Source organism: Streptomyces sp. NPDC050549 (genome assembly GCF_040655035.1).
Lineage (GTDB): Bacteria > Actinomycetota > Actinomycetes > Streptomycetales > Streptomycetaceae > Streptomyces.
Map to the genome: position 1 here is coordinate 215242 of NZ_JBFAJD010000010.1, position 25929 is coordinate 241170.

Genomic DNA, 25929 nt, shown 5'->3' on the forward strand with positions numbered 1-25929 from the left:
GGAGCCATGAACCTGCGCCTGAGCACCGTGATCGTCCCGTACCGCCGCTGGAACGAGGGGAGCCGCGAGGCATGGCAGCGCGCGGAGCAGCTCGGCTTCCACACCGCCTACACCTACGACCACCTGTCCTGGCGCACCTTCCGGAACGGCCCGTGGTTCGGCGCCGTACCGACGCTGACCGCCGCCGCGGCAGTCACTGAGCGGATGCGCCTGGGCACGCTCGTCACGTCGGTCAAGCCTTTCTCACCTATCGCAGCCTGACCTGCGAAGGTTTCCTTCGGTCAGCTGGCACAGCTGCCCCTCTCAGATGCCGATGAGCCGGACACGGTCGCCACACAACCGGGCCATGTCGTCGACGTCGGAGGTCAGCATGACCACCGGACCCGGCTGACGCAGGGCCACCTCGGCCACGGTCGCGTCGATCGCGTACTTGTGGCCGTGCAGACCGGCGGCTTTGAGCAGTTCCGCGGACGCCTTCGCCGCGTCCTCGGTCACCGGCTCGACCTTGACTCGGGAGAGCGTCCACCGCAGCCGAGGCATGTTCACCCGCGCATGGCTGACTTCCACGATGGTGTTGGCACCGATGACGAAATCGGCACCCACGGCATGGAACACCTGGAACATCGCGAGGATCTTGCGGTCCTGGGCGATCCAGGCAGAAAGCCCCTGGGAGTCCAGTACGACCGTCTCGACATGCTCTTTCACGCCGCGCTGGCCGATCCGTCCGTACCCGTCGTCCCAAAGATCCTGGAGCGCGCCTCCGCCAACTCCTCCTCGGTGAATGCCCCGTGCTCCTCCTGGTGACGCTGCAGGTCGGCACCGAGCAGTTGGTGCCGCAGTTGCCGCGCCACCGCCTCGGCGACATAGCCGGAGACGTTGTCGGTGAGCTTCCTGAGCTCGGCGACCTGCTCGCTCGGCAGCGTCACAGTGATACGCGTGGTGTCCGCCATGACCCGAGCATACTGCGATATGCGCCCCGGGTCGTGTCGCTCGGCGCACGTCCGCACCGTACCCACTGCCAGCCACACCGGGGCCATGCTTGCCGAAAGGGAACAGCCGCCGACGTCCGGGTTTGAGCAAGGCTGCGCCGACCCCTCATGATGGGCCTGGCCTGGTAAGCGGGACGCGGTGAGGGCCGCCTTGAACACGATGGGGCGAATGGGCGTGGCACGGGTCGTCGTACGAGAACCACGCACCAGCACAAGGATCACGCCACCGCTCGCCACGCCGGAGGCAACCACCTTCGCGGTCGCCCTGCTCGACGGCGGCTGGGCGACGGTGTTCCTGCCCGGCGAACCCGCCCGCCTCGGACGGCTGCTGCTCTGGAAGCCCACCGGGGGAGCGGCGACAGACGGCACAGTGCCCGAGGGCATCGAATCCGAGTCGGTGGAACTGGTGCTGCCGCACGGCCGGTCGGTCCGACGCCGCAGAGTCGAGGGCTATGCACTGCCCGCCGCCGTCGCTGTCGCCGCTCTGGCCGACGCCCGGCCGGCGCATCCGTCCGCCGCGGCCTGGCAAGCCGCCTCCCGCTTCGCGCTGCGGCTGCTCGCCGACGGCCGTCTCCATCCGGCCCTCACCGACGCCGGCTACGACACGTGGCAGGCAGGTCCCCTCACCGCCGTACAGCGGCAGACGCTGGACGCCCTCGGCGCCGCCTTCCCACCCCACGCCCACTGCCTGCCCGAACCCGGCCCGGCTCCACTGCGCATCGCGGAACCGGTCGCGCTGGTACGCCAGTTCTGCGACGCGGTCGCGGACGACCTGGTCCGTACTCCGGCCGCGCCGCTCGCGATGGGGGCGCTGCCGTACGCCTGGCGCGAGGCACGTGCCGTGCCCGCCCTGCGGGAGTGGGCCGAGGAGACCGCCGCCGCGTTCACCGCCGACGTCGGCGTCTCACTGCGGGTCGATGTACCCGAGGGGCGGCGTCGGCAGTTCAGGGCCGTGCTGCAGTTGCACACCGCGGCAGATCCCGCGCTCGTCGTAGAGGCCGCACGGCTGTGGAACGAGCCGTCCGAAACCGAACGCCTCCTCGGCCCTCGCGCAGAAACCGAGACGCTGCTCGCACTGCGCCGCGGCGCCCGCGTCTGGCCTCCGCTCGACCGGCTGCTGAAGGACGCCGCTCCGGACCAGCTGCGGCTGACCGACGACGAAGCCCTCGACCTGCTGGGCGACGCCACCGACACACTGCGGGCCGCCGGTATCGACGTGCACTGGCCGCGCGAACTGGTCAAGGCTCTCACCGCGACTGCCGAGATCGGGCAGCGCACCGCACCCGGCTCCAGCGCCGGCCGCATGCTCGACGCCGACGCCCTCCTCGACTTCCGTTGGCAGCTCTCGCTCGGCGGTGAGCCGCTCACCGATGCCGAGATGGACGCCCTCGCCGAGGCGCGCCGCCCCCTCGTCAGGCTGCGCGACCAGTGGGTGGTCGCCGACCCGAAGCTGGTGGCCCGCGCCCGACGCCGCCGGATGGAATCGCTCACTCCCATGGAGGCCCTGGGTGCCGCGCTGACCGGCGAGGTGGAGCGGGACGGGGAGACGATCACCTGTGCTGCGGTCGGGGCGCTCGGCGACCTCGTCGCCCGTATCCGTGAACCCGAATCCCGTACTCCCGCCACCCAGCCCGCCGCTCTGAAGGCCACGCTGCGCGACTACCAGAAGCGGGGTCTGGCCTGGCTGGCGGAGATGTGCGAGCTCGGCCTCGGCGGCTGCCTCGCCGACGACATGGGCCTGGGCAAGACCATCACCCTGCTCGCCCTGCACCTGCACCGCCAGACCGACCCTGCCACCGCGGGGCCCACGCTCGTGGTCTGCCCCACCTCTTTGCTCGGCAACTGGCAGCGCGAGGCGGCCAGGTTCGCACCGACCACGCCGGTGCGCCGCTACCACGGCGGCGACCGCCACCTGAGGGACCTGGCCGACGACGAGATCGTGCTGGCCACCTACGGGGTGCTGCGTCGCGACCGGGAGACCCTTGCCGAGAACGCCTGGTCGCTGATCGCCGCCGACGAGGCCCAGCACGTCAAGAACCCCTACGCCGTCACCGCCCGCGAACTGCGCGCCCTGCCCGCCCGCGCCCGCGTCGCCCTCACCGGCACCCCCGTCGAGAACAACCTCTCCGAACTGTGGGCGCTCCTCGACTGGACCACCCCCAGGCTCCTCGGCCCGCTCACCACCTTCCGCGACCGCCACGCCCGCGCCATCGAGTCAGGCGAGGACCCGCATGCCGCCGAACGGCTGTCCCGCCTCGTCCGCCCGTTCCTGCTGCGCCGCAGGAAGTCAGACCCGGGCATCGCGCCGGAACTGCCCGCCAAGACCGAGACCGACCGCGTCGTTCCGCTGACCGCCGAGCAGGCGAGCCTGTACGAAGCGGTGGTCCGCGAGACCATGGCGAAGATCGCCGAAGCCGACGGCATCTCCCGCCGCGGCCTGATCCTCAAGCTCCTCACCGCGCTGAAGCAGATCTGCAACCACCCGGCCCAGTACCTGCGTCAGTCCACACCGCTGCACGGCCGCTCGGGCAAACTCGACCTTCTCGACGAACTCGTCGACACCATCACCGCCGAGGGCGAGTCGGTGCTGGTCTTCACCCAGTACAAGCAGATGGCGACCCTCCTGGAGAAGCACCTCGCCGGGCGCGGCATCCCCACCCTCTTCCTGCACGGCGGCACGCCCGTCGCGCGGCGCGAGGAGATGGTGGAACGCTTCCAATGCGGTGAAGTGCCGGTTTTCCTGCTGTCGTTGAAGGCCGCGGGCACCGGACTCAACCTCACCCGCGCCACCCATGTCGTGCACTACGACCGCTGGTGGAACCCGGCCGTCGAGGACCAGGCCACCGACCGCGCCTACCGCATCGGCCAGGACAAGCCCGTGCAGGTCCACAAGCTCATCGCCGAGGGCACCGTGGAGGACAAGGTGACGCAGCTGCTGGAGTCCAAGCGCGCGCTCGCCGACGCCGTGGTCGGCTCCGGCGAGGCCGCGCTGACAGAACTGTCCGACGCCGACCTCGCCGAACTCGTCGCCCTGGGGAGGCAGTCATGAGCCCCTCTCTCCCCGGCCCGCGCCGCGCGCCCACCCGCGGAAAGCGCGCTTTCGCCGCGACCTGGTGGGGCCAGGCGTGGGTAACCGCCCTGGAGGACTCCACCCTGGACTCGGGACGCCTGTCCCGCGGACGCACCTATGCCCGCCAGGGCATGGTCGGCCCCGTCACTGTCGCCCCCGGCCAGGTCAAAGCAGCCGTGCAGGGCAGCCGTCCCCGCCCCTACCGCTCCGCCGTCCACCTGCCCGTCCTCACCGACGCCCAGTGGGACACCCTGCTTGACACCATCGCGGCCCGCGCCGGCCATCTCGCCGCGCTCCTCGACGGCGAAATGCCCGCCGAACTCGTCGATGACGCCCGCCACGTCAGCGTCCCCCTGCTCCCGCAGCCCACCGAACTCGACCCCGAATGCTCATGCCCCGACTGGGGCCACCCCTGCAAACACGCCGCCGCGCTCTGTTACGCCATCGCAGCCACCATCGACGCCGACCCGTTCCTGCTGTTCGCGCTGCGGGGCCGCGGCCGGGACGAGGTTCTCGCGGAGTTGCGCGCACGCCGCACCGCCGGCCGGACCGCAGACGCCCCGCCCACTCCGGCCGGTATCCACGCGGCTGGCGCCTACGCCGCGTGGGCCGCCCTGGCCGAGCACGCCCCGGGGTTGCCCGACCTGCCCGAACCGTCCGCCCTCGCCGCCGCGCTGCCGGTTCCCGCACCGGCCGGGAGCGGTCTGACCAGCACGGACCTGGAGCGCCTGATGACCGACGCCTCCGCGCGGGCGACACAGCTGCTGGCCGGCGACACCTCCACCCTGCAGCTGACCCAGCACCAGGACGCGGTACGCATCGCCGCGAGCGGTCCCGGCCCGGAGTGGTTCCACCACCTGATCCAGACCACCGGCGCCAACCCGATCGCCTTCGCCCGTCTCACCCGCGCCTGGCGCCACGGCGGTCCTACCGGCATCGCTGTTGCCGAACAGCCCCACAGCCCGGACCCGTCGGCGATGGCAGTGGCCCGTACCTCACTGACCGCGGCCCTCGCCGAGATGACCGACGCCCCTGTGTGCATCAGGGCCTGGCGCAACCGTCTCACCCTCACCGACCACGGCATCCAGCTGCGCCTCGGCCCAGACGCCCGCTGGTACCCCTACATCCAGGAAAACGACGGCGAATGGTGGCCGGCGGCACCGGCCGCCACCGACCCCGTTGCCGCGCTCACCGCGGTCTGGCAGCGTACTGGGACGTGACGACAGCGCTGGTGCGCGTGGCGTCCGTTCACCGGACGTGAGAACGGGGGCGGGATGAGACTGGGCGACGCCGAGTACGTGGCAGCGCTGGACGAGACGATGGAGATCCTTCGGCGTTGGGCGCGGGAAGGCCGCACCGACGGCTGGTACAAGTCCCTCAGCGAAGCGTTGAAGGCGGAGGGACACCACGTCCACTACCGCGGCTCCATCATCAGCCACCTGCTGGCCGACGCGTGCCGCAGGGACAGCAAGGGGCCCAGGCCCATGCTCTCCGCCATCGTCATCCTCAAGAAGACCGGCAGGCCGGCCGGACAGTTCTTCGAGTTGGCCGGCGGGGCCCCGTTTCACCGGACAGCCGCGGACTGGACCTGGGAGCAGGAGCGCGCCCGCGTCTTCGAGCGTTACCGCGAGCGCTGAAGGCAACCCCAGCCGGGGACGTCCAGTGCTGTCGTTGCCTGCAGTCACCGGAGCATAGGGTCGAAGGCATGCGACTGAGCACCGTAATCCTCCCCATCCACAGGTGGGGCGAGGGGCAGAAGGTCTGGCAGCGTGCCGAAGACCTCGGGTTCCACGCCGCCTACACCTATGACCACCTCTCCTGGCGCACCTTCCGGGACGGGCCGTGGTTCGGGGCGGTCCCCACGTTGACCGCAGCAGCTATGGCTACGCAGAGTATGCGGCTGGGTACACTCGTAACTTCGCCCAATTTCCGGCACCCGGTGACCCTCGCCAAGGACCTCATCACGCTCGACGACGTCTCCGACGGACGCATCACCCTCGGCATCGGTGCGGGCGGCACCGGCTTCGACGCCACCGCCCTCGGACAGGATCCGTGGACCTCGCGGGAGCGCGCCGACCGGTTCGGGGAGTTCGTTCCGTTGCTGGACCGGCTGCTCACCGAGGACTCGGTGTCGTACGAGGGTGACTTCTACTCGGCGCACGAGGCCCGGAACATTCCGGGGTGTGTGCAGCGGCCCCGGCTGCCGTTCGCGGTGGCCGCCACCGGGCCCCGTGGTCTGAAGCTCACCGCCCGCCACGGGCAGGCCTGGGTGACCACCGGTGATCCCCGGCTGTTCGAGAGCGGCACTCCCGAGCAGTCGGTTCACGCCATTCGTGGGCAGGCCGAGAAGCTGGCCGACGCCTGCGCGGCGATCGGCCGGGACACGGCCGGGATCGACAAGATCCTGCTCACCGGTTTCACCCCGGACCGTGGCCGTCCGCTGGAGTCCCTCGGCGCCTTCGTCGACTTCGCGGGCCGGCACCAGGAACTGGGCTTCACCGACATCGTGATCCACTGGCCCATCCCGGACTCCGACTTCGCGGCGGACGAGAAGGTCTTCGAGCAGATCGCGATGGAAGCCCCCACACAACTCCGCTGACCCGGCGGCACCCGTGACCTCGGGCGCAACGACCCTGCTGGGGGCCGTAACCACTCACATGTGCGCACCCTCGCACGGCCGTGCGGGCATATGCGGGAGAATGGCCCGGTGACCTCAGCGACTCGACAGCCCGAGACCCCGGCCTCCGCCGTCCCGCCACGGCTGATCGCCACCGACCTGGACGGCACTCTGCTGCGCGACGACAAGTCGGTGTCCCCCCGCACGGTGGCCGCCCTGGCGGCTGCCGAGGAGGCGGGCATCGAGGTCTTCTTCGTGACCGGCCGCCCGGCCCGCTGGATGGACGTCGTCAGCGACCACGTCCACGGCCACGGCCTGGCGATCTGCGGAAACGGCGCCGCCGTGGTCGACCTGCACGGCGGCCCCGGGGCCCACCACTTCGTGAAGGTCCGCGAACTGGCCCGGAACAACGCCCTCGACGCCGTACGACTGGTGCGCGAGGCGGCGCCCGGGACGGTGTACGCGATCGAGCAGACCTACGGCTTCTACCAGGAGCCGGCGTATCCGAAGCTGCACATGGAGATCCCGGACACCCTGGCGCCCGCCGAGAAGCTCCTCGCGGCGGACGCCCCGGGGGCCGACGAACCAGTGCTGAAGATCCTCGCGTTCCATCCCGACCTCGACCCGGACGACTTCCTGACCACCGCCCGCCTCGCCCTGGGCGACCGCGCGAACGTCACCCGCTCCAGCCCCAGCGCCCTGCTGGAGATCAGCGGCCCGGGCGTCTCCAAGGCGAGCACGCTCGCCCTGTGCTGCGCGGAGCGGGGTATCGCGCCCGAGGAGGTCGTCGCCTTCGGGGACATGCCGAACGACGTCGAGATGCTCACCTGGGCCGGGCGGTCGTACGCGATGGGCAATGCGCACCCCGCCGTGCTCGCCGCGGCCTCCGGGCGGACCGTGGACAACAACGAGGACGGCGTGGCCGTCGTGATCGAGCGGATGCTGTCGAAGGGGCGGTAGCTCAGCCGACAGCCACTCCGCGCGCCGCCAGCCACGGCAGCGGATCGACCGCCGACCCCGCCTCCGGGCTGACCCGTACCTCGAAGTGCAGGTGGGGACCGGTTGAGTTGCCGGTCGTGCCGGACCGGCCGATCCACTGGCCGGCGGTGACCCGGTCCCCCTCGTCGACGGCGACGGTGGCGAGGTGGGCGTACTGCGTGCAGTAGCCGCCCGGATGCTCGACCACGATCTGATTGCCGAAGGCGCCGCCGCAGGACACCCGCACCACGCGGCCCGCTCCGGCCGCCCGGACCGGCGTACCGATGGGCACCGCGAAGTCCTGGCCGGTGTGCCGGTTCGCCCAGCGGGAGCCGCTGCTGCCGAATCCGGCGGACAGTTCGCCCGTCTCCACCGGCGCGACCCATGAGGCGGTTTCAGTGGTGGGCGGCTGATCGAGACGGACGGCGCCCGGGCAGGAGCCCGCCGCGACCGAGGCGTCCGTCTGCCTGGCGCCTGCGGTGTGGCTGTCGCCGTCGCCGGGGCGGGCCGCCAGCACGGCGATCGCGCACAGCAACACGGGAACGAGCAGTGGGTGACGGCGAGATGAGGGCATGTCAGCGATCGTGACCCGCGCGGCGGACCGGTGCCCTGTTCAGGTCGTACGCATGGGGGACAGGGTGGCGCGAACGGCTCCGTGGGAGCCCCGTGGTGACGGGCTCAGACGAGTGCCTGCCACACCACCGTCGTACCGCCCCCGTCCTCGCCGGTGCCGGGTCCGTACCAGCTGTCGCCGCCCAGGGATTCGGCCCGTCGCTTGAGGTTCTTCAGGCCGCTGCGGCGACCGCCCTCCGGGATGCCGACCCCGTTGTCCGACACGGTGAGCCGGACGCCCGGCCGTCCGTCGGGCAGGGTCGCGGTCGCGTCGACGACGACCTCGATCCGGGTGGCCGCCGCGTGCCGGAACGCGTTGGAGAGTGCCTCGCGCAGGGCCGCAATGAGGTTCTTGCCGGTCAGCTCGCCGACCACGGTGTCGACCGCGCCGACGAAACGGCGCGCGGGCGTGAAACCGAGTGGTACGGCGGCCGTGTTGATCTCCCGCAGTACCCGTGTGCGCAGCCCTGAGGGGGCTTCGGTGGGCCCCTGCTGGAGCGCGAAGATCGCGGTGCGGATCTCCTGGATGGTGATGTCGAGTTCGTCGACGGCGTTGCCGACGCCCTGCCGCACCTCGGGCACGAGCGAGTCGCGCTTGGCGCTCTCCAGCATCATGCCGGTGGCGAACAGCCGTTGGATGACCAGGTCGTGCAGGTCGCGGGCGATGCGGTCCCGGTCCTCGTACACCGCGAGGCGTTCCCGGTCGCGCTGCGCCTCGGCCATCATCAGCGCGAGCGCGGCCTGCGAGGCGAACTGGATCGCGAGGGTGCGTTCCACCTCCGTGAACGGCCGCTCGTCCCGCGCCCGAGGGGTGACGAGGGCGCCCAGGACGCGCCCGCCGCTCTGCAGGGGCAGCGCCATGACCGGCCCGTACATGCGCGCGAGGCCGGTGACCATGCGGGGATCGGTGGCCGCGTCCGCCACGAACACCGGCTGCCCGTCGAGCAGTTGGGTCACGATCTCGCTCTCCGGGGGCACGACCGCGCCGAGCGCGTCCGCCGGCCGTTCCGAGGCCACGGCGACGATCTCCATGCCTCCCTCGTCGGCGGGCAGCAGCACGATGCCGGCTGCCGATCCGGACAGCCGGCGGGCCCGTTCCGCGACGACCTGGAGCGCGTCCTCGGCGTCCCCGCCGGACAGGAGGGCGGTCGTGACGGCCACCGACCCGTCGATCCACCGCTCGCGTTGCTGGGCGGCCTCGTACAGCCGCGCGTTGCCGATCGCGATGCCGGCCTCGGTCGCCAGGACCCGGACCATGCTGACGTCGTCGTCGCTGAAGGGGCCCCCGCCGCGCTTCTCGCCCAGGTAGAGATTCCCGAAGACCTCCCCCTGGACCCGGATCGGAACACCTAGGAAGCCACGCATCCGCGGATGGTGCGCGGGGAAGCCCCAAGAGCGCGGATCCTGGGTCACATCGACGAGCCGGACCGGCTCCGGCTCGTGGATGAGGGCGCCGAGCAGCCCCTTGTGCCCGTCGGGAAACCGGCCGATGCGCCGCGCGGTTCCCGTGTCGACCCCGTGGAAGACGAAGTCGGCGAGGGCGTCGCCGTCCTCGTCGACGACACCGAGTCCCGCGTAACGGGCGTCCGTCAGCTTGGCCGCCGCCTCGCAGATCCGCTCCAGCGTGGAGTGCAGTTCGAGCCCGCTGCCCACGGACCGCATCGCCTCCAGCAACTGCGGCACGCGTACGGCCAGTTCGGCGGACAGTCCCGGGGAGGGCGACGGGGGGCCGGCACTCGAAGCGGGTGACATGACCCGAGCCTAATTAGTCCCCTTTGTCCACGAAAGTCGAGCGCCTCGACTGCCGGTTCTCGCTACCCGGCCGCCACCAGCAGCTCCGACTCCGCCTCCCGCTCCGCCATCCCCCGCAACGGCCCCTCCACCGAGGCCAGTCCGGCGTACGTCCCACGCTGCACGACCTGTCCCTCGTCCAGCACGATCACCTCGTCCACGTCCTCAAGTCCCGCCAGCCGGTGCGTGATGAGCAGGGTCGTACGGCCCTCCGTGGCGGCCAGCAGATCGGCGGTGAGCGCGTCGGCGGTCGCCAGGTCCAGGTGTTCGGCGGGCTCGTCGAGCACGAGGACCGGGAAGTCCGCGAGCAGTGCGCGGGCGAGGGCCAGCCGCTGCCGCTGACCGCCGGACAGCCGCGCCCCGTGCTCACCGACGAGGGTGTCCAGGCCGTCGGGCAGCCCGTCGGCCCAGTCGAGCAGCCGGACCCGCTCCAGCGCGGCCCGCAGCTCGCCCTCGGTCGCGTCCTTCTTCGCGAGCAGCAGGTTCTCGCGCACCGAGCTGTCGAAGAGGTGCGCGTCCTGGGCACACAACCCGACGAGCCGTCGTACGTCGTCACCGTCCAGGGAGTAGGCGTCCACCCCGGCCAGCGTGTACGAACCGGCGTCCGCGTCGAGGAAGCGCAGCAGCACCTGCGCCAGGGTCGTCTTGCCGGACCCGGAGGATCCGACCACGGCGACCCGGCGCCCCTTCTCCAGCGTCAGGTCGAGCCCGGCGAGCGCGTCCCGGTCCTGCCCGGTGTGCCGGGCGGCCAGTCCCTGCACGACGAGCGGGAACGGCGACGCGGGCGCCTGGCGGGGCCGCTCCGGTTCCCGTACGGGCTCGGGGGCGTCCAGGACCTCGTACACGCGCTCGGCGCTCTTGCGGACCCGCTGCCAGTACTGCACGGCGAGGGGCAGTCCGAGGACGGCCTCGAAGGCGGCGAGCGGGGTGAGGACGACGACGGCGGTCACCACACCGCTGAGCCGTCCCGCGGCGACGGCCTGGGCTGCCACCAGGGCGGTGGCGGCGACGGTCAGGCCGGAGATCAGCGCGGTGAGGCCGTCGCCGAGCGCGGTGGCGGTGGCGGCACGGGAGGCGATCCGGGTAAGCACGCCGTCCGCGCGCCGGGCCTCGGCACTGCGGGCGGGCAGTGCGCCGGCGACCGTCAACTCGGCGGTGCCGGTGAGCAGTTCGGTCACGCGGGTGGCGAGGACACCACGGGCCGGGGCCAGCCGCCGTTCGGCACGACGGGCCACGGCGCCGGTGACGAGCGGGACGCCGACACCGGCCGCGAGGAGACCCGCCGCGAGCACGGCACCGGCCTCTGGCAGCAGCCAGGCCGTGAATCCGACCGTCGCCGCCGAGACGGTGGCCGCGACCCCGGCGGGCAGCAGCCAGCGCAGCCAGTAGTCCTGGAGTGCGTCCACGTCGGCGACGAGCCGGGACAGCAGATCGCCGCGTCGGGTGTCCCGCAGGCCGGCGGGCGCCAGCCGCTCAAGGCGCCGGTAGACGGCGACCCTGGTGTCGGCCAGCATCCGCAGCACCGCGTCGTGCGACACGAGCCGCTCCGCGTACCGGAACACGGCCCGCCCGATACCGAAGGCCCTCGTCGCCGTCACCGCCACCATCAGGTACAGCACGGGCGGCTGCTGCGAGGCCCGCGAGATCAGCCACCCCGAGGTGGCCATGAGCCCAACTGCACTGCCCAGCGCGAGACTTCCGAGCAGCAGTGCCAGGGCGAGGCGGCCACGCCGGGCACCGGACATGGCACGGACCCGGGCGAGGACGCTGCCCGAGTGCGCCGTGAGTGGTGTCTCGGGCTCGTCGACGGCCACGGAACTCGCCGTCGCCTCCGGGCTCGTACCGGCGAGCGTCGGCGCGGTCTCCGCGCGAACCACGGCCTCGCCCTCCGTCACCCGCACCACCCGGTCGGCGACCGCCAGCAGGGCCGGCCGGTGCACCACGAGCAGCACCGTCCGCCCGACCGCCAACCGCCGTACCGCCTCGACCACTTCGGCCTCGGTCGCCCCGTCCAGCGCGGCCGTCGGCTCGTCGAGGAGCAGGACGGGCCGGTCGGCGAGGAAGGCGCGGGCCAGCGCGAGCCGCTGCCGCTGCCCGGCGGACAGCCCGGCCCCGTCCTCGCCGAGCACACTCCCGATGCCCTCGGGCAGCGCGTCCACGAACTCCAGGGCCCCGGCGTCGACCAAGGCCCGCCGTACGGCGGTGTCGTCGGCGTCGGGCCGGGCGAGCCGTACGTTCTCGGCGATCGTCCCGGCGTACAGCTGCGGGCGTTGCGGTACCCAGGCGATCCGCGACCGCCACCGTTCCAGGTCGGCGTCGGCGAGATCGACTCCCCCGACCCGCACCCGGCCCTCGGCGGGCCGCACGAACCCCAACAGGGCGTTCAGCAAAGTGGACTTGCCCGAGCCGCTCGGGCCGACGAGGGCCACCGTCTCGCCGGGTTCCACCGCGAAGGACACGTCCGACACGGCATCCGCGGAACGGCCGGGATACCGGACCGTCACGCCTTCGAAGGCGAGGGCGTCGGAGGGTACTTCGGCGGTCCCCGTGGCCGGTACCGGTGTCTCCAGTACCGAGAAGATCTCCTCGGCCGCCGCGAGGCCCTCCGCCGCCGCGTGGTACTGCGCGCCCACCTGACGCAGGGGCAGATATGCCTCGGGGGCCAGGACAAGGACGACGAGGCCGATGTAGAGATCCATGTCGCCGTGGACGAGCCGCATGCCGATCGTCACAGCGACCAGGGCCACGGAGAGCGTGGCCAGGAGTTCCAGCGCGAAGGAGGAGACGAAGGCGATCCGCAGCGTCCGCATGGTCGCCTGCCGGTACTCGCCGGTGATGCGCCGGATCGACTCGGCCTGCGCCTTGGCCCGCCCGAACACCTTCAGGGTGGGCAGCCCCGCGACCACGTCCAGGAAGTGCCCGGAGAGCCGGGACAGCAACTGCCACTGTCGGTCCATGCGGGATTGTGTGGCCCAGCCGATCATCACCATGAAGAGCGGGATGAGCGGCAGGGTGCCGACGATGATCGCCGCCGAGACCCAGTCCTCGGTGACGATCCGCGCCAGCACCGCCACCGGGACGACCACCGCGAGCCCCAACTGCGGGAGATAGCGCGAGAAGTAGTCGTCGAGGGCGTCGACACCGCGCGTGGCGAGGGCGACCAGCGATCCGGTCCGCTGCCCGCTCAGCCACCCGGGCCCCAGCTCCACGGAACGCTCCAGCAGCCGTCGCCGTAGCTCCGACTTCACGGAGGCGCTGGCACGGTGGGCGGCGAGTTCGGTGAGCCAGGAGACCAGGGCGCGGCCACCCGCGACGGTCACCAACAGCAGCAGGGGAGTGCCGAGTTCACTCACGGACTTGCCGTGCTGGAAGGCGCCGACCACGATCTCGGCGATGAGCATCGCCTGCGCGATGACCAGCACCGCACCGACGGCTCCCAGGCCGACGACCGCCATCAGGAAGAGGCGAGTGGCGCGAGCGTATCGGAGTAGACGTGGGTCGATTGGTTTCACGTGAAACACACCCTCTTCTCGGGACGTCCCGACTTGTCGACCGGCCCCAAGGGGGCATGTTTCACGTGAAACATGCCCCAAACGGGACTCAATCTCGGCCTCAGTGCGCCGCTTCGGCGATGTGCTGCGTACCGATCCGCTTGCGGAACACCCAGTACGTCCAGCTCTGGTAGAGCAGGACGATCGGGGTGGCGATCCCCGCGCACCAAGTCATGATCCGCAGGGTGTACGGGCTCGACGAGGCGTTGGTGACCGTGAGGCTCCAGTCCGCGTTGAGCGAGGACGGCATGACGTTCGGGAAGAGCGACAGGAAGAGCATCGCGACAGCCGCCACGATCGTGACGCCGGAGAACGCGAACGACCAGCCCTCGCGCCCGACTTGGATCGCCCCCAGCGCCGCGACCAGGGCGACGACAGCCACGATCAGAGCGACCAGGCTCTTGCCGTCACCGTTGTCGACCTGGGTCCAGATCAGGAAGGCCAGGGCCAACAGGGCGGTGACGAGACCGACTTGAAGCGCCAGCTTCCGCGCCCGCGCCCGGATGTCCCCGACGGTCTTGAGCGCCGTGAACACCGCGCCGTGGAAGGTGAACAGCGTCAGCGTGACCAGGCCGCCGAGGATGGCGTACGGGTTGAGCAGGTCCCAGAAGTTGCCGACGTACTCGAAGTTCTTGTCGATCTTCACGCCGCGCACGATGTTGCCGAAGGCCACGCCCCACAGGAACGCGGGGAGCAGCGAGGTCCAGAAGATGGCCGTCTCCCAGTTGCGCTGCCAGTTCTCCTCGGGCCGCTTCGCCCGGTACTCGAAGGCGACGCCCCGGACGATCAGGCAGACCAGGATGATCAGCAGGGCGAGGTAGAAGCCGGAGAAGAGCGTGGCGTACCACTCGGGGAAGGCGGCGAAGGTCGCACCACCGGCCGTGAGGAGCCAGACCTCGTTGCCGTCCCAGACCGGGCCGATCGTGTTGATCAGCACCCGCTTCTCGGTGCGGTCCCGGGCGAGCAGCTTGGTGAGGATGCCGACCCCGAAGTCGAAGCCCTCCAGGAAGAAGTAGCCGGTCCACAGGACGGCGATGAGGACGAACCAGACGTCGTGAAGTTCCATTGCTGTTGCAGCTCCCTGGGCCTAGTACGAGAAGGCCATCGGCTTGTCGGCGTCCTGGGAGTCGCCGCCGATCTTCGTGGGCGGGTTGAGGTCGGCCTCGGTGAGTTCGGGCGGGCCGGCCTTGACGTACTTCGCGAGCAGCTTGACCTCGATGACGGCGAGGATCGCGTAGAGCGAGGTGAAGACGATCATCGAGGTGAGGACCTCGCCCTGGGAGACGCTGGGGGAGACCGCGTCACGGGTCTGGAAGAGGCCGTAGACGACCCAGGGCTGGCGGCCCATCTCGGTGAAGATCCAGCCCCAGGAGTTGGCGATGAGGGGGAAGCCGAGGGTCCAGATGGACACCAGCCAGTAGAGCTTGGTGAGTTTCGGGCCGAGGGCCTTCTTCTTGAAGAGGACCACGTTCGGGACCTCGTCGTCGCCGACGCGCAGATGCTGGGGCAGCATGAACTTCTTGCGGGTCAGCCAGAGTCCGGCCAGGCCGACGGCGAAGGACGCCATGCCGAAGCCGATCATCCAGCGGAACGCCCAGAAGGTGACGGGAATGATGGGCCGGTAGTCGCCGGGGCCGTACTTGGCCTGTTCGGCCTTGTTGGTGTCGTTGATGCCGGGGACGTACGAGCCGAAGTCGTCGTCGGCGAGGAAAGACAGTATCCCGGGGATCGAGAGCTCGACGGTGTTGTGGCCCTTGCTGACGTCGCCGTAGGCGAAGATCGAGAACGGCGCGGAGTCCTGGCCGTCCCACAGTGCCTCGGCGGCGGCCATCTTCATCGGCTGCTGCTTGAACATGACCTTGCCGAGGGTGTCACCGCTGACGGCGGTGAGCAGACCGGCGATCGTGACGGTGACCAGGCCCAGCCGCAGCGAACTCTTCATCACCGCGATGTGCTTCTTGCGGAACAGGTGGAAGGCGGCGATGCCGACCATGAACGCGCCGCCGGTCAGGAAGGACGCGGAGAGCGTGTGGAAGGCCTGCGCGAGCGCGGTGTTCTGGGTCAGCACGTGCCAGAAGTCGGTGAGTTCGGCACGCCCCTTGGCCTTGTTGATCTTGTAGCCGACGGGGTGCTGCATCCACGAGTTGGCCGCGAGGATGAAGTACGCGGACAGGATCGTGCCGATCGAGACCATCCAGATGCAGGCCAGGTGGATCCGCTTGGGCAGCTTGTCCCAGCCGAAGATCCACAGCCCGATGAAGGTGGACTCGAAGAAGAACGCGATCAGCGCCTCGAAGGCGAGCGGGGCACCGAAGATGTCACCGACGAACCGCGAGTAGGCGGACCAGTTCATGCCGAACTGGAACTCCTGGACGATGCCCGTGACGACACCCATGGCGATGTTGATCAGGAAGAGCTTGCCCCAGAACTTGGTGGCCCTGAGGTACTTCTCCTTCTCCGTGCGCACCCACGCGGTCTGCAACCCGGCCGTGAGAGCGGCGAGCGAGATCGTCAGGGGGACGAACAGGAAGTGGTAGACGGTGGTAATGCCGAACTGCCATCGCGCCAGTGTCTCCGGCGCCAGAGCCAAATCCACGTCGTCAGTCTCCTTATGTCGCCGTGGTCACAGCGGCAGTTTGCCCCTTATGTCACACGCATCACTGGACAAACAGGACACGCTTGTGAACGCGTTCACATTCACAAGGAATTATGACGCATGGCTGTTCGATGCGTGATGGGCGGGGGGTCCCTAAGTCGGTCCCGTACGTCACACCGGCCGGGGCCGGTCGGCCTATAGCGCGGGGCGCCCCGGTTTCACGTGGAACCGGGGCGCCCCGCAGCCTCGCGACCGTCGTTCACAAATCCCTGTCGTTCACAGCTCCTTGCGGAAGCCCTCGGCCGCCTTGAGGAAGATGTCGTTGGCCTCGGCCTCCCCGACCGTGATGCGCACGCCCTCGCCCGCGAACGGCCGGACGACCACGCCGTGCTGCTCGCACACCGCCGCGAAGTCGACCGTGCGCTCCCCCAGTCGCAGCCACACGAAGTTGGCCTGGGTCTCCGGGACCGTCCAGCCCTGGGCGCGCAGCGTGTCGACCACCCGGGTGCGCTCGCTCACCAAGGAGCCGACCCGGCCCAGCAGTTCGTCCTCCGCCCTCAGCGAGGCGACCGCCGCGTCCTGCGCGAGCTGGCTCACCCCGAAGGGCACCGCCGTCTTGCGCAGCGCCGCCGCCACCGGCTCGTGCGCGACCGCGAAGCCGACTCGCAGCCCGGCGAGGCCGTACGCCTTGGAGAAGGTACGCAGGACGCAGACGTTCGGCCGGTCGCGGTAGAGCTGGACGCCGTCCGGCACCTCCCCCCCTTCACCTTCGGCGGACCGGATGAACTCGCGATACGCCTCGTCCAGCACGACGAGCACATCGCCGGGCACCCGGTCCAGGAAGCGCTCCAGCTCGGCCCGCCGTACGAGCGTGCCCGTCGGGTTGTTGGGGTTGCAGACGAAGATCAGCCGGGTCCGGTCGGTGACGGCGTCGGCCATCGCGTCCAGGTCGTGCACATCGCCCGGGGTCAGCGGCACCTGCACCGCGGTGGCACCGCTGATCCGCGTGATGATCGGGTACGCCTCGAAGGAGCGCCAGGCGTACATGACCTCGTCGCCGGGGCCGGCGGTCGCCTGGATCAGCTGCTGGGCCACACCGACCGAACCGGTGCCGGTGGCCAGGTGGGAGACGGGGACACCGAACCGTTCCGCCAGCTCGTTCATCAGGCCGGTGCAGGCCATGTCCGGGTACCGGTTGAAGGACGCGGCGGCCGCCGTCACGCTCTCCATGACACCGGGCAGCGGCGGGTACGGGTTCTCGTTGGAGGACAGCTTGTAGGCCACCGGACCGTCCGCCGCGGCGGGCTTGCCCGGCTTGTAGGTGGGGATACCCTCCAGCTCGGCGCGCAGCTTGGGGCTCGTCTCGCTCACCGCAGTCCTCCTTGTGACCACCACCGGATTTCAATACTGCTCACCTTATGAGGATTCGACGTCGGCGCGTACAGGTCGCGTCCGGGCGAGCGGCCTCCGGACACCGGCCGGTACCGCCTCACGAGCCACATCCACAACAGGGGCAACAGCGCACGAAGGCGCACGAACCGGGGGCGCGCTGTACATATATCTATGCGCTGGTGGCTCGCGCCGTGGCGCGCATCCCTCGTACAGGTGAGTTGAGACCTCTTCGAAACATCGGGGACTTGGCAGGCCCATGCGCGCCGACAAGTCACGTAATGCCATCGAAGCGTTTAACTGACTTTGTTTCTAAGGCAGTTGACCCTGTCTGACCTTGCAGAAACGTGCCTGTCAACGCGTGCATATGCGTCCGCACTACCCCACCGCATGAGCCCTACTATCGGCTCGCCATGACAGCAGCAGGGAAGCACCAGGTGAGCCGCGCGGAAACCTCTCGTCGAGGAAGCCGGCCGGGCCGGGCGGGAATCAGAGATGTGGCCGCCGCAGCCGGAGTCTCCATCACGACCGTCTCCGACGCCCTCAACGGCAAGGGCCGGCTCCCGGACGCCACCCGACGCCATGTCCGCGAAGTGGCCGACCGGCTGGGCTATCGCCCCTCCGCGGCGGCTCGCACGCTCCGTACCGGGAAATCGGGCCTCATCGGTCTGACCGTCACGACATACGGGGATGAACCTTTCACCTTCACCGAATTCGCGTACTTCGCCGAGATGGCCCGGGCCGCCACCTCGGCCGCGCTCGCCCGCGGCTACGCCCTCGTGATCCTTCCGGCGACCTCGCGCCACGACGTGTGGTCGAACGTCGCCCTGGACGGCACGGTCGTCATCGACCCGTCCGACCAGGACCCGGTGGTCAGCGAGCTCGTCCGGCAGGGTTTACCGGTCGTCTCCGACGGCCGTCCGGCCGGCTCGCTCCCGGTGACCGCCTGGGTCGACAACGATCACGAGGCCGCCGTCCTCGGCATCCTCGACCATCTGGCCGACGCCGGCGCCCGCCGGATCGGCCTGCTCACGGGCACGAGCACGGACACGTACACACACCTCTCGACCACCGCATACCTGCGTTGGTGCGAGCGGGTGGGCCAGGATCCGGTGTACGAGTCCTATCCGGCGCACGATCCGTGCGCGGGCGCCGTCGCCGCCGACCGACTGCTCGCCCGGCCCGACCGGCCCGACGCGGTCTACGGCCTGTTCGACCCCAACGGCACGGATCTGCTGGCCGCCGCCCGGCGCTACGGGATGCGGGTGCCGGAGGATCTGCTGCTGGTGTGCTGCAGCGAGTCCACGGTGTACGCCAACACCGAGCCGCCGATCACCACGCTCTCGCTGAAGCCGCGCCGCATCGGCACGGCGGTGGTCCAGCTCCTCATCGACGCCATCGAGGGGGTCGATTCGGATCTGCCGGTCGAGCAGGTGATACCGACCGAACTGATCATCCGTACGTCGTCCCAGCGACGGCCACCACGGACGACGGTCAGTCCGCCTCGGTCGCCGGAGGGGAAGTAGGGGGCGGGCGAGTTGGGCAGTCGGTCGGTCGAGCCCCCGGGAGGGGCGGGCGAGCGGTCGGTGGGTCGGGCAACCGGTCTGGCGGTCGCACCGTCGGGCAACCGTCTGGCGGTCGCACCGTCCGTCGCCGCGGCGACGGGACCGACCCGTCGGGCGGCCGGTGGATCGGCCAGTCCGACGGTGGGCCGTCGTCGGGTCCGCCGGCGGTTCGGTCTGCCTGTCGCTTTGCCTGTGGGCCTGCCGTCGGTCGGGCCCGGCCCGTCCGGTTGCCCCGGCCTCCCGGTCGGTGAACCGGCCGAACGGTGGGCCGGGCCGGCGGTGCGTCAGGGCGGCGTTAGGACGAGGCGGCGGTGGGGCTGCCCCGTGGAGCCTGCCGATGGGTCGGCCCTCCGGTGGGTCCACTTGCCGGTGCTTGTCCGCGCCGAGGGCTCCTCGGGCGGTGATGACGGGCGCGAGGGTCGGGGCCGTAGCCGGAACGGGCCGGCATTGGCCCTTGCTCGCGGCCGGCTCGGTGTGGGGTGGGGCGACTGGGGGAGGGACGCCGTGACGGGCTCCGCGAGGCGGTTGGGGCGGTGCCGGGCGTCTCTCGGGGCGGAGTGGCGGGCGGGCGGTGCCCGGGCGCTTCCCTCGGGCTCCAGTACGGGCCGGACGGTGCCGGGACTCCCACCCGGCGCCGTTCGGGCCGTACCGCCCGGCCCTGCCCCCTCGGCGCCCGCCCGACCCTGTCTCCCCAGGCACCCACCCGGCACCGGAGTCGACCACCGACCGGCTGACGGCCGACGGTCTTACCGAAGTCGGAGGTGGAGTACGGCAACCGCCGGAGGCCATCGCACCGGCGAAATCCAGCCGCCCTTGAGGCGGGAACCGATCGCCCCTCGGGTGCCGGTCGAGTGGTCGAAGCCCTGCCCAATCGGGGCGAAAGCCACGGCGAACCGGAGTCCTGCTCTGATTCACCACCCCTGGGTCATCACATGGCGCGATCCGCATTCCTATGATGGGCCCACGACACCGCGGGCCGCTGCGACCAGGCAGTCCGACGCGGTGCAGACGCGGCGTGATGGTGGAGGGGTCGATGACTCAGGGGGCCGGTCAGGGACCCGAGGTGGAGCGCACGGCGACGTTGCGCGACTTCCGGGTACCGGCGTATGTCCACGAGACCGGTCCGTACGCCGACAGCGCGCAGCCCGGCAGCGCCGTACGACCCGACGAGGAGGCCTTCGACGAGGCCTATCCCGACGGGTACACACCGACTCAGCGCGATCTGCCGGTCATCAATAGGGGTGACACGGTTCAGGTCGCGGTGGACCCGACGTCGGTCGGCATCCCGCGGCAGACGGAGGGCCCCGGTCCGCTGTTCGTCGTAGGGGATGTGCACGGCTACCTCGACGAACTGGTGGCCGCACTCCGGGAAAAGGGCCTGATCGACGCGGCCGGCAGCTGGTGCGCGGGCACCGCGCGGCTGTGGTTTCTCGGCGACTTCACCGACCGCGGCCCGGACGGTATCGGCGTCATCGACCTGGTCATGCGGCTGTCCGCCGAGGCGGCCGCGGCCGGCGGCTACTGCAAGGCGCTCATGGGCAACCACGAGCTGCTGCTGCTCGGCGCCAAGCGGTTCGGCGACACCCCCGTCAACTCCGGCGCGGGCACCGCCACCTTCCAGGCGGCCTGGCTGCTCAACGGCGGCCAGAAGACCGACATGGACCGCCTCCAGGACGTCCACCTGCAGTGGATGGCCCGGCTGGACGCCATGGAGGAGGTCGACGGGCACCTCCTCGTCCACTCCGACACCACCGCCTACCTCGACTACGGCGACTCGATCGAGGCCGTCAACGACAACGTCCGCGAGACCCTCACGCGCAACGACGCGGACGAGGTGTGGGACGTGTTCCGCAAGTTCACCAAGCGCTTCTCCTTCCGCGACGAGGGCGGCGCCGAACATGTCCGCTCATTGCTCGACATGTACGGCGGGACCCGGATCGTGCACGGCCACAGCCCGATTCCGTACCTCCTGGGCGACGTCGGCTCCGAGGACGGCGAGGACACCGCCAGCCCCGTGGTCGAGGGACCGCACGTCTACGCCGAGGGACTCGCCATCGCGATGGACGGCGGAGTGACCATGGCCGGAAAACTGCTGGTCCAGCAACTGCCGTTGGATATCTGAGCGTTTAACGGGCAGACGTCCCCCTCGGAGGACCGGCGGACGACAGCGCTGGCCAGGGGCCAATTTCTGGAAACCCCCTGTCACCGTGTGCCGTCGCCGCTCTACCATCGACTTATCCGTAGCAGGCTCCCCTCCGTTTCTGCCCGACGGCTCGTTGGCATGCGAGCCCCAAGCCCTACGGAGCATCGGGGGATGCACATGAACAGCGTTCCGCAGCACCTGCACAGCGAGGACCGCCAGGAGTACGAGCGGATCCTCGACGAGGCGCTGCGCTCCGCCCCTACCCGCCCGGAACTGGCCGCTGTCGGTAAGCGGCTCAACCCCGAACAGCTGCGCACCATGGCGCTGAACGCCACCGCACTCATCACGGCGGCCGCGGCGACCGAGTACCAGCACTACGTGAAGGTCCGCGAGGAACTGCGCCAGCCGGCGTCGTCCACCCCGTCGTCCGTCCACGAGACCGGCTCCGCGGAGCCGGCCGGCGCGGGCGCGATGGGGCTCGCCACCACCCTGGGGGAGGCTGCCGAGGGTGCGGGTGCCGTCGCCGTCGCCGCCGTCCTCACCCCCGTCCTCGCCGGCACGGCCGCGGCGATATTCCTGCTCGTGGGCTACATCCTGAAGATGCTCACCCCTGAGCCCGCGTTCGCGCAGACCATGCTCACCGCCGGCTGGGTGTTCGGCGCGATGACCGCCGCGGCGATCCTCGTCGCCGCCGTCGGTCTGCTCCTCACGGCCCTGCGCAACCGGCCGACGTTCGACGCCGACCCCTACGGCGAGTCGGACGGTGAGGTGGCCCGGGCCAGGGAAGCCTGGCACGACGCCCTTCTGGAACGCGGCATCCTGCCGTTCCTCCAGGAGGCGCTCGCGGCCCCGGGCACGGCGGCACTACGCCGTACGACACCCTCGGCACCGAGTCGCATGCCGCACCTCGGCTACGACCGCCCGGGCTTCTCCAGCCCCGACGACGGCCCGGAGCCGGGTCATCGCCCGAGCTTCAGCAGCCCGGACTTCAGCAGCCCGGACTTCGGGGGGCCCGAGCACCAGCCGGAGTAGCCCCTCGGCTTGCGCCCCCACCCAGGGGAGCGCAAGCCGAAGACCCGGTCACGGGCCGCGCTGCTCGTCGCGCCCGTCGAACTCCTCCCGCGCCGCGCGCATGGCGGTGCCGTTCGCCTGCGCCCAGACGGTGATGCTCTGCACCAACCCGCCGACTTCCTGGCCCAGTTCGGTGAGCCGGTACTCCACACGCGGTGGCACGGTCGGGTACACCGTGCGGATCATGGTCCGGCCGCCCTCCAGGGCCTCCAGGGCCACCAGGGCCACTTGCCCGCGAACAGCTCCAGTACGGCGCGGATGGGGCAGTCGCGCAGGAAGATGTCCACCCCACCGTATTTCCTCAGGTCGAAGCCCGTATCCATGAGGAACATCGATATCGGAGAAGTGCCTTCTTCCGCAGGGTCGCAGCCGGGCCGAGCATGGAACGCGCCACACACCACGCCCTGTTGACGAGGAGTCCGGATGTCCGCCCGTATGCACGCCATCGTCCAGTTCGTGTTCGGCGGCCCCGAGACGCTCACCTACGTCGAGACCGACGTCCCCGAGCCCGGCCCCGGCGAGGTGCTCCTGCGGGTCGCCGGCGCCGGCGTCAACCCGGGCGACGTGGTGCTGCGGTCCGGCCGGGTACCGGAGCTGGTCCCCCTGCCGTGGACGCCGGGCAACGACGTGGCCGGTGTCGTCGAGCGGGTCGGCGAGGGCGTGACACGGTTCGCGCCGGGCGACGAGGTGTACGGCATGCTGTCCGTCACCCCACGGGGCGCGTACGCCGAGTTCACCGCCGTACCGGCCGACGCGCTGGCGCCCGCCCCCAAGAACCTCGACCTCGCGCACGCGGGGGCCGTCCCCCTGGTCGCGGTCACCGCCTGGCAGGCCCTGGCCGTGCTGGCGCGGATCGGGCCCGGCGACCGGGTGCTGATCCACGCGGCGGCGGGCGGCGTCGGACACGTCGCCGTCCAACTGGCCAAGGAGCTCGGGGCGTACGTCATCGGCACCGCCCGCGCGGCCCACCACGACTTCCTGCGCGGGCTGGGCGCCGACGAGCTGATCGACTACACCACCACCGACTTCCGGACCGCCGTCGCCCCGGTGGACGCGGTCCTGGACCTGGTCGGCGGTTCCTACGGCCCGCGCTCCCTCGACGTGCTCCGGCCCGACGGTCTGCTCGTCGGCGCGTCGATCGACCCGGGGACGGACGAGCAGCAGGCCGCTGCCCGGGGCCTGCGCTACACCTGGGTCACGGCCGAGCCCTCCGGTGACCTGCTGAAGCAGGTCACCGAACGCGTGGAGGCAGGTCGGCTGCGGGTCTCCGTCGAGCGCACCTACCCGCTGGCCGAAGCCGCCGAGGCGCACCGTGCCATCGAGGCCAAGCGCACCACGGGCAAGCTCGTCCTCGTGCCGTGACCGACTGGGCCCACACGTTCCCGACGGGGACGAACCCGAAGTCCGCAGGAGGGTTAACGTCCACCCCGCACTCGGTGGACAGCCCATCCTCCGCCGCGCTCCGATCCGGTTGGCTGGTGATCGTCACCGATCAGGACCAGGAGCAACGGGGGATTCGGACATGCAGATGCCGTCGTCGAGGAAGACCGGCGCCGCCGTACTGGCAGCGGCGTTGCTCGCACTGGGCTCGCCCGTGGCCGCGACCGCCACCACCGGACACCCGGCACCGGACCACCCCTCACACGTGTACGACGAGGCCACGCTCCAACGCGACCTGGCAGCCGTGCGGAAGGCCGGGGGGCGGCGATGTGAACGTGCTGGCCAGGGTCGACGGAGCGAACGGCCCACCGGTCATGGCCCGCATCGGCACCCGCACGGCCGACTCCACGGCCCCGATCCCCTGGAACGCGCACTTCCGTGTGGCGAGCACGACGAAGACGTTCGTGGCGACCCTCGTGCTCCAACTCGTGACGGAGAAGCGGCTGTCGCTCGACGACACCGTCGAGCACTGGCTGCCGGAGTCGTCAAAGGCAACGGCAACGACGGCACCCGCATCACCGTCCGCGACCTGCTCCGCCAGACCAGCGGCCTCTACGACTACATCGACGACCCGGAGATCCAGGACCGCCTGATCAACCACTTCGACGAGAGCCGCTACGACACCACCCCGGCGGCCGACCTGGTCGCCGTCGCGACGAAGCACCACCCGCTCTTCGTGCCGCAGCCGGGCGGGGCCACCCGGTGGGCGTACTCCAACACCAACTACCTGCTGGCCGGCACGATCGCCGAGAAGGCCGGTGGCGCGAGCTGGCAGGACCTGGTCGCTCACCGGATCGTCGCGAAGCTCGGACTGCGCAACGCCTCCGTCCCCGGGCTCGACCCGTTCCTGCCCGACCCGCACGTGAACGCGTATCTGACGACCGCCGACGGCAAGCGTCTCGACGTCACCGACCACAGCCTTCAGCACACTGCGGACTCCGGTGTGATGAGCACCACCGCCGACCTGAACACCTTCTTCCGGGCCCTGGCCGGCGGCCGGCTGCTCCCCGCCGCGCAGTGGCGCGAGATGCGGCAGACCGTGGAGCGGACCGACGACCCGGAGGACGTGGCCGAGATGCCCGAGGGCACCTACGGCCTCGGCCTGCGCAGGATCCCGCTCTCCTGCGGCGGTTTCCACTACACCCACGAGGGCGACGGAGCGGACGTCAACACCCGATCCGTGATCCGCATCAGCACCGGCCCCGACGGAACCGAGATCTCACCCATGCGCGCAGCCGAGGCCCGCCTCACACTCGGAGTCACCGCCGCCCGAACCGGCGACATCGAGGAAGCAATCGGCATGGGCACAACCGCACTCGAAGCCGACCGCAAGTCGCTCCCATCCCTGCTCTTAGTCGCCGACGAACTGGACGAGGAACTGCGCTCCCGATACCCACGCGAACCCTCATCACGCGACTTCCACGAGCGGATCATGACCATCAAGCGAGGCGTCGCCCCGCCAGAGCTGCCGTTCTGAGGGCCGAACGGCCCTAGACCACAGGAGCCGCTCAATCGTTCACTGGGAATCGCGGTTCCACTGTCGACAGCCGGGCACTCCCCCATCTCGGCTCCACAACAGGTCCGCCCCGGCAGAGCCGAGAGGACAACCCTCATGAGTGATGAATCCGTCCGCAGAGTCGTCATGGACCGGCAGGCCGCACGAGTCTCCGGTCCCCGTCGATGCGTCGAACTGGAGCCTGCCGAGGCCCTCAAGCTGCTGGGCAGCATCTCGCTGGGACGGATCGTGTTCACCTCACGTGCCCTACCGGCCGTCCGGCCCGTCAACCATCTCCTGGACCAGGGAGACATCATCATCCGCACCGACGCGGGCTCCGCCCTGGCCGTCCACACCAACGAGAATGACGGGCAGGCAGTGGTTGTCGCCTACGAGGCAGACGCCATCGACCCCCGAAGTCACCTTGGCTGGAGCGTCATAGCGACCGGCTACGCGCACCTGATCACGAGCCGCACCGAATTGGACCGCTACCGGCAACTCCTGCACCCATGGGTCGACCAGACCATGGACCATGTCATCCGCGTCCACCCCGAAGAACTCACCGGGATCAGACTCATCAGCCCGCCCTCCCCTGGCACCTGAATCCGCTCAGCCAGACCCC

At 70.6% G+C, this 25929-nt stretch carries 19 protein-coding genes and 3 pseudogenes; 13 read left to right on the top strand and 9 right to left on the bottom strand.

Translation table 11 applies throughout. From position 1 onward, the window contains the following. Positions 1-6: 6 nt before the first annotated feature. Positions 7-231: pseudogene (locus AB0I51_RS17675) on the top strand (LLM class flavin-dependent oxidoreductase); the annotation flags it as partial. 72 nt (positions 232-303) lie between these two features. Here AB0I51_RS17675 and AB0I51_RS17680 read toward each other — a convergent pair. After that, positions 304-705 carry a DNA-binding protein gene (locus tag AB0I51_RS17680; RefSeq protein WP_362975967.1) on the bottom strand — a complete coding sequence of 134 codons (402 nt, stop codon included), beginning with the start codon at positions 703-705 and terminating at the stop codon, positions 304-306. Then, the gene (locus tag AB0I51_RS17685; RefSeq protein ID WP_362975969.1) at positions 702-950 is read right to left on the bottom strand and encodes a type II toxin-antitoxin system CcdA family antitoxin; all 249 of its coding nucleotides are present in this window, start codon (positions 948-950) and stop codon (positions 702-704) included. The genes AB0I51_RS17680 and AB0I51_RS17685 overlap by 4 nt, the downstream gene beginning before the upstream one ends. Before the next feature lie 208 nt (positions 951-1158). On the opposite strand from AB0I51_RS17685, the gene AB0I51_RS17690 reads away from it, so the two are divergent. From AB0I51_RS17690 to AB0I51_RS17710, 5 genes are all read left to right on the top strand, one after another. Beyond that, positions 1159-4038 (top strand): DEAD/DEAH box helicase, encoded by a 2880-nt coding sequence (locus AB0I51_RS17690; RefSeq protein ID WP_362975971.1) that lies wholly within the window; start codon positions 1159-1161, stop codon positions 4036-4038. Next, the gene (locus AB0I51_RS17695; protein WP_362975973.1) at positions 4035-5279 is read left to right on the top strand and encodes an SWIM zinc finger family protein; all 1245 of its coding nucleotides are present in this window, start codon (positions 4035-4037) and stop codon (positions 5277-5279) included. Before AB0I51_RS17690 ends, AB0I51_RS17695 begins: the two co-directional genes overlap by 4 nt. Before the next feature lie 54 nt (positions 5280-5333). Then, on the top strand, positions 5334-5696 hold the full coding sequence (locus AB0I51_RS17700; protein WP_240103464.1) for a hypothetical protein: 363 nt from the start codon (positions 5334-5336) through the stop codon (positions 5694-5696). Between the two features lie 68 nt (positions 5697-5764). Next, complete coding sequence (locus AB0I51_RS17705; RefSeq protein ID WP_362975975.1) at positions 5765-6658, top strand: LLM class flavin-dependent oxidoreductase; 894 nt, start codon at positions 5765-5767, stop codon at positions 6656-6658. A 90-nt stretch (positions 6659-6748) separates the two neighbouring features. Beyond that, positions 6749-7636, top strand: a complete 888-nt coding sequence (locus AB0I51_RS17710) for a Cof-type HAD-IIB family hydrolase (protein ID WP_362975977.1) — start codon at positions 6749-6751, stop codon at positions 7634-7636. 1 nt (position 7637) lies between these two features. On the opposite strand, the pseudogene AB0I51_RS17715 reads toward AB0I51_RS17710, so the two are convergent. The 6 genes and pseudogenes from AB0I51_RS17715 to hisC all read right to left on the bottom strand — a co-directional run. Beyond that, positions 7638-8120: pseudogene (locus AB0I51_RS17715) on the bottom strand (M23 family metallopeptidase); the annotation flags it as partial. Between the two features lie 212 nt (positions 8121-8332). Beyond that, the gene (locus tag AB0I51_RS17720) at positions 8333-10018 is read right to left on the bottom strand and encodes a GAF domain-containing protein (RefSeq protein ID WP_362975979.1); all 1686 of its coding nucleotides are present in this window, start codon (positions 10016-10018) and stop codon (positions 8333-8335) included. A gap of 62 nt (positions 10019-10080) precedes the next feature. Beyond that, positions 10081-13569 carry a thiol reductant ABC exporter subunit CydD gene (cydD, locus tag AB0I51_RS17725; RefSeq protein ID WP_362975981.1) on the bottom strand — a complete coding sequence of 1163 codons (3489 nt, stop codon included), beginning with the start codon at positions 13567-13569 and terminating at the stop codon, positions 10081-10083. 100 nt (positions 13570-13669) lie between these two features. Further along, on the bottom strand, positions 13670-14674 hold the full coding sequence (cydB, locus tag AB0I51_RS17730; RefSeq protein ID WP_362975983.1) for a cytochrome d ubiquinol oxidase subunit II: 1005 nt from the start codon (positions 14672-14674) through the stop codon (positions 13670-13672). Between the two features lie 21 nt (positions 14675-14695). Beyond that, positions 14696-16204 carry a cytochrome ubiquinol oxidase subunit I gene (locus AB0I51_RS17735; RefSeq protein ID WP_362975984.1) on the bottom strand — a complete coding sequence of 503 codons (1509 nt, stop codon included), beginning with the start codon at positions 16202-16204 and terminating at the stop codon, positions 14696-14698. Between the two features lie 276 nt (positions 16205-16480). Beyond that, on the bottom strand, positions 16481-17575 hold the full coding sequence (hisC, locus tag AB0I51_RS17740; RefSeq protein WP_362975986.1) for a histidinol-phosphate transaminase: 1095 nt from the start codon (positions 17573-17575) through the stop codon (positions 16481-16483). Between the two features lie 431 nt (positions 17576-18006). Between hisC and AB0I51_RS17745 the strand changes: the two genes are divergently transcribed. From AB0I51_RS17745 to AB0I51_RS17755, 3 genes are all read left to right on the top strand, one after another. Next, the gene (locus tag AB0I51_RS17745) at positions 18007-19119 is read left to right on the top strand and encodes a LacI family DNA-binding transcriptional regulator (RefSeq protein WP_078532683.1); all 1113 of its coding nucleotides are present in this window, start codon (positions 18007-18009) and stop codon (positions 19117-19119) included. A 1072-nt stretch (positions 19120-20191) separates the two neighbouring features. Continuing rightward, positions 20192-21280: a metallophosphoesterase gene (locus tag AB0I51_RS17750; RefSeq protein ID WP_362975989.1), complete on the top strand. Its 1089-nt coding sequence runs from the start codon at positions 20192-20194 to the stop codon at positions 21278-21280. 192 nt (positions 21281-21472) lie between these two features. Continuing rightward, positions 21473-22333, top strand: coding sequence for a hypothetical protein (locus tag AB0I51_RS17755; protein ID WP_362975991.1), 861 nt, complete (start codon positions 21473-21475; stop codon positions 22331-22333). Between the two features lie 48 nt (positions 22334-22381). On the opposite strand, the gene AB0I51_RS17760 is transcribed toward AB0I51_RS17755, so the two are convergent. Beyond that, the gene (locus AB0I51_RS17760) at positions 22382-22600 is read right to left on the bottom strand and encodes a winged helix-turn-helix transcriptional regulator (RefSeq protein WP_362975993.1); all 219 of its coding nucleotides are present in this window, start codon (positions 22598-22600) and stop codon (positions 22382-22384) included. Positions 22601-22795: 195 nt separating this feature from the next. Between AB0I51_RS17760 and AB0I51_RS17765 the strand changes: the two genes are divergently transcribed. The 4 genes and pseudogenes from AB0I51_RS17765 to AB0I51_RS17780 all read left to right on the top strand — a co-directional run bounded on the left by AB0I51_RS17765 (position 22796) and on the right by AB0I51_RS17780 (position 25910). Continuing rightward, the gene (locus AB0I51_RS17765) at positions 22796-23734 is read left to right on the top strand and encodes an NADP-dependent oxidoreductase (RefSeq protein WP_362975995.1); all 939 of its coding nucleotides are present in this window, start codon (positions 22796-22798) and stop codon (positions 23732-23734) included. 392 nt (positions 23735-24126) lie between these two features. Next, positions 24127-24237, top strand: a pseudogene (locus AB0I51_RS17770) (hypothetical protein); the annotation flags it as partial. 44 nt (positions 24238-24281) lie between these two features. Then, entirely contained in the window at positions 24282-25289 is a 1008-nt protein-coding gene (locus AB0I51_RS17775) for a serine hydrolase domain-containing protein (RefSeq protein ID WP_362976056.1), read from the top strand. Between the two features lie 135 nt (positions 25290-25424). After that, positions 25425-25910, top strand: a complete 486-nt coding sequence (locus AB0I51_RS17780) for a pyridoxamine 5'-phosphate oxidase family protein (protein WP_362975997.1) — start codon at positions 25425-25427, stop codon at positions 25908-25910. The last annotated feature ends 19 nt before the right edge of the window (positions 25911-25929 follow it).

Bases quoted from the DNA above. Each gene is read 5' to 3' on its own strand.
- AB0I51_RS17690 (WP_362975971.1), top strand. From the start codon at position 1,159: ATGGGCGTGGCACGGGTCGTCGTACGAGAACCACGCACCAGCACAAGG.
- AB0I51_RS17685 (WP_362975969.1), bottom strand. From the start codon at position 950: ATGGCGGACACCACGCGTATCACTGTGACGCTGCCGAGCGAGCAGGTC.
- AB0I51_RS17780 (WP_362975997.1), top strand. From the start codon at position 25,425: ATGAGTGATGAATCCGTCCGCAGAGTCGTCATGGACCGGCAGGCCGCA.
- AB0I51_RS17695 (WP_362975973.1), top strand. From the start codon at position 4,035: ATGAGCCCCTCTCTCCCCGGCCCGCGCCGCGCGCCCACCCGCGGAAAG.
- AB0I51_RS17745 (WP_078532683.1), top strand. From the start codon at position 18,007: ATGACAGCAGCAGGGAAGCACCAGGTGAGCCGCGCGGAAACCTCTCGT.
- AB0I51_RS17700 (WP_240103464.1), top strand. From the start codon at position 5,334: ATGAGACTGGGCGACGCCGAGTACGTGGCAGCGCTGGACGAGACGATG.
- AB0I51_RS17710 (WP_362975977.1), top strand. From the start codon at position 6,749: ATGCGGGAGAATGGCCCGGTGACCTCAGCGACTCGACAGCCCGAGACC.
- AB0I51_RS17720 (WP_362975979.1), bottom strand. From the start codon at position 10,018: ATGTCACCCGCTTCGAGTGCCGGCCCCCCGTCGCCCTCCCCGGGACTG.
- AB0I51_RS17750 (WP_362975989.1), top strand. From the start codon at position 20,192: ATGACTCAGGGGGCCGGTCAGGGACCCGAGGTGGAGCGCACGGCGACG.
- AB0I51_RS17765 (WP_362975995.1), top strand. From the start codon at position 22,796: ATGTCCGCCCGTATGCACGCCATCGTCCAGTTCGTGTTCGGCGGCCCC.
- AB0I51_RS17705 (WP_362975975.1), top strand. From the start codon at position 5,765: ATGCGACTGAGCACCGTAATCCTCCCCATCCACAGGTGGGGCGAGGGG.
- cydB (WP_362975983.1), bottom strand. From the start codon at position 14,674: ATGGAACTTCACGACGTCTGGTTCGTCCTCATCGCCGTCCTGTGGACC.
- AB0I51_RS17755 (WP_362975991.1), top strand. From the start codon at position 21,473: ATGCACATGAACAGCGTTCCGCAGCACCTGCACAGCGAGGACCGCCAG.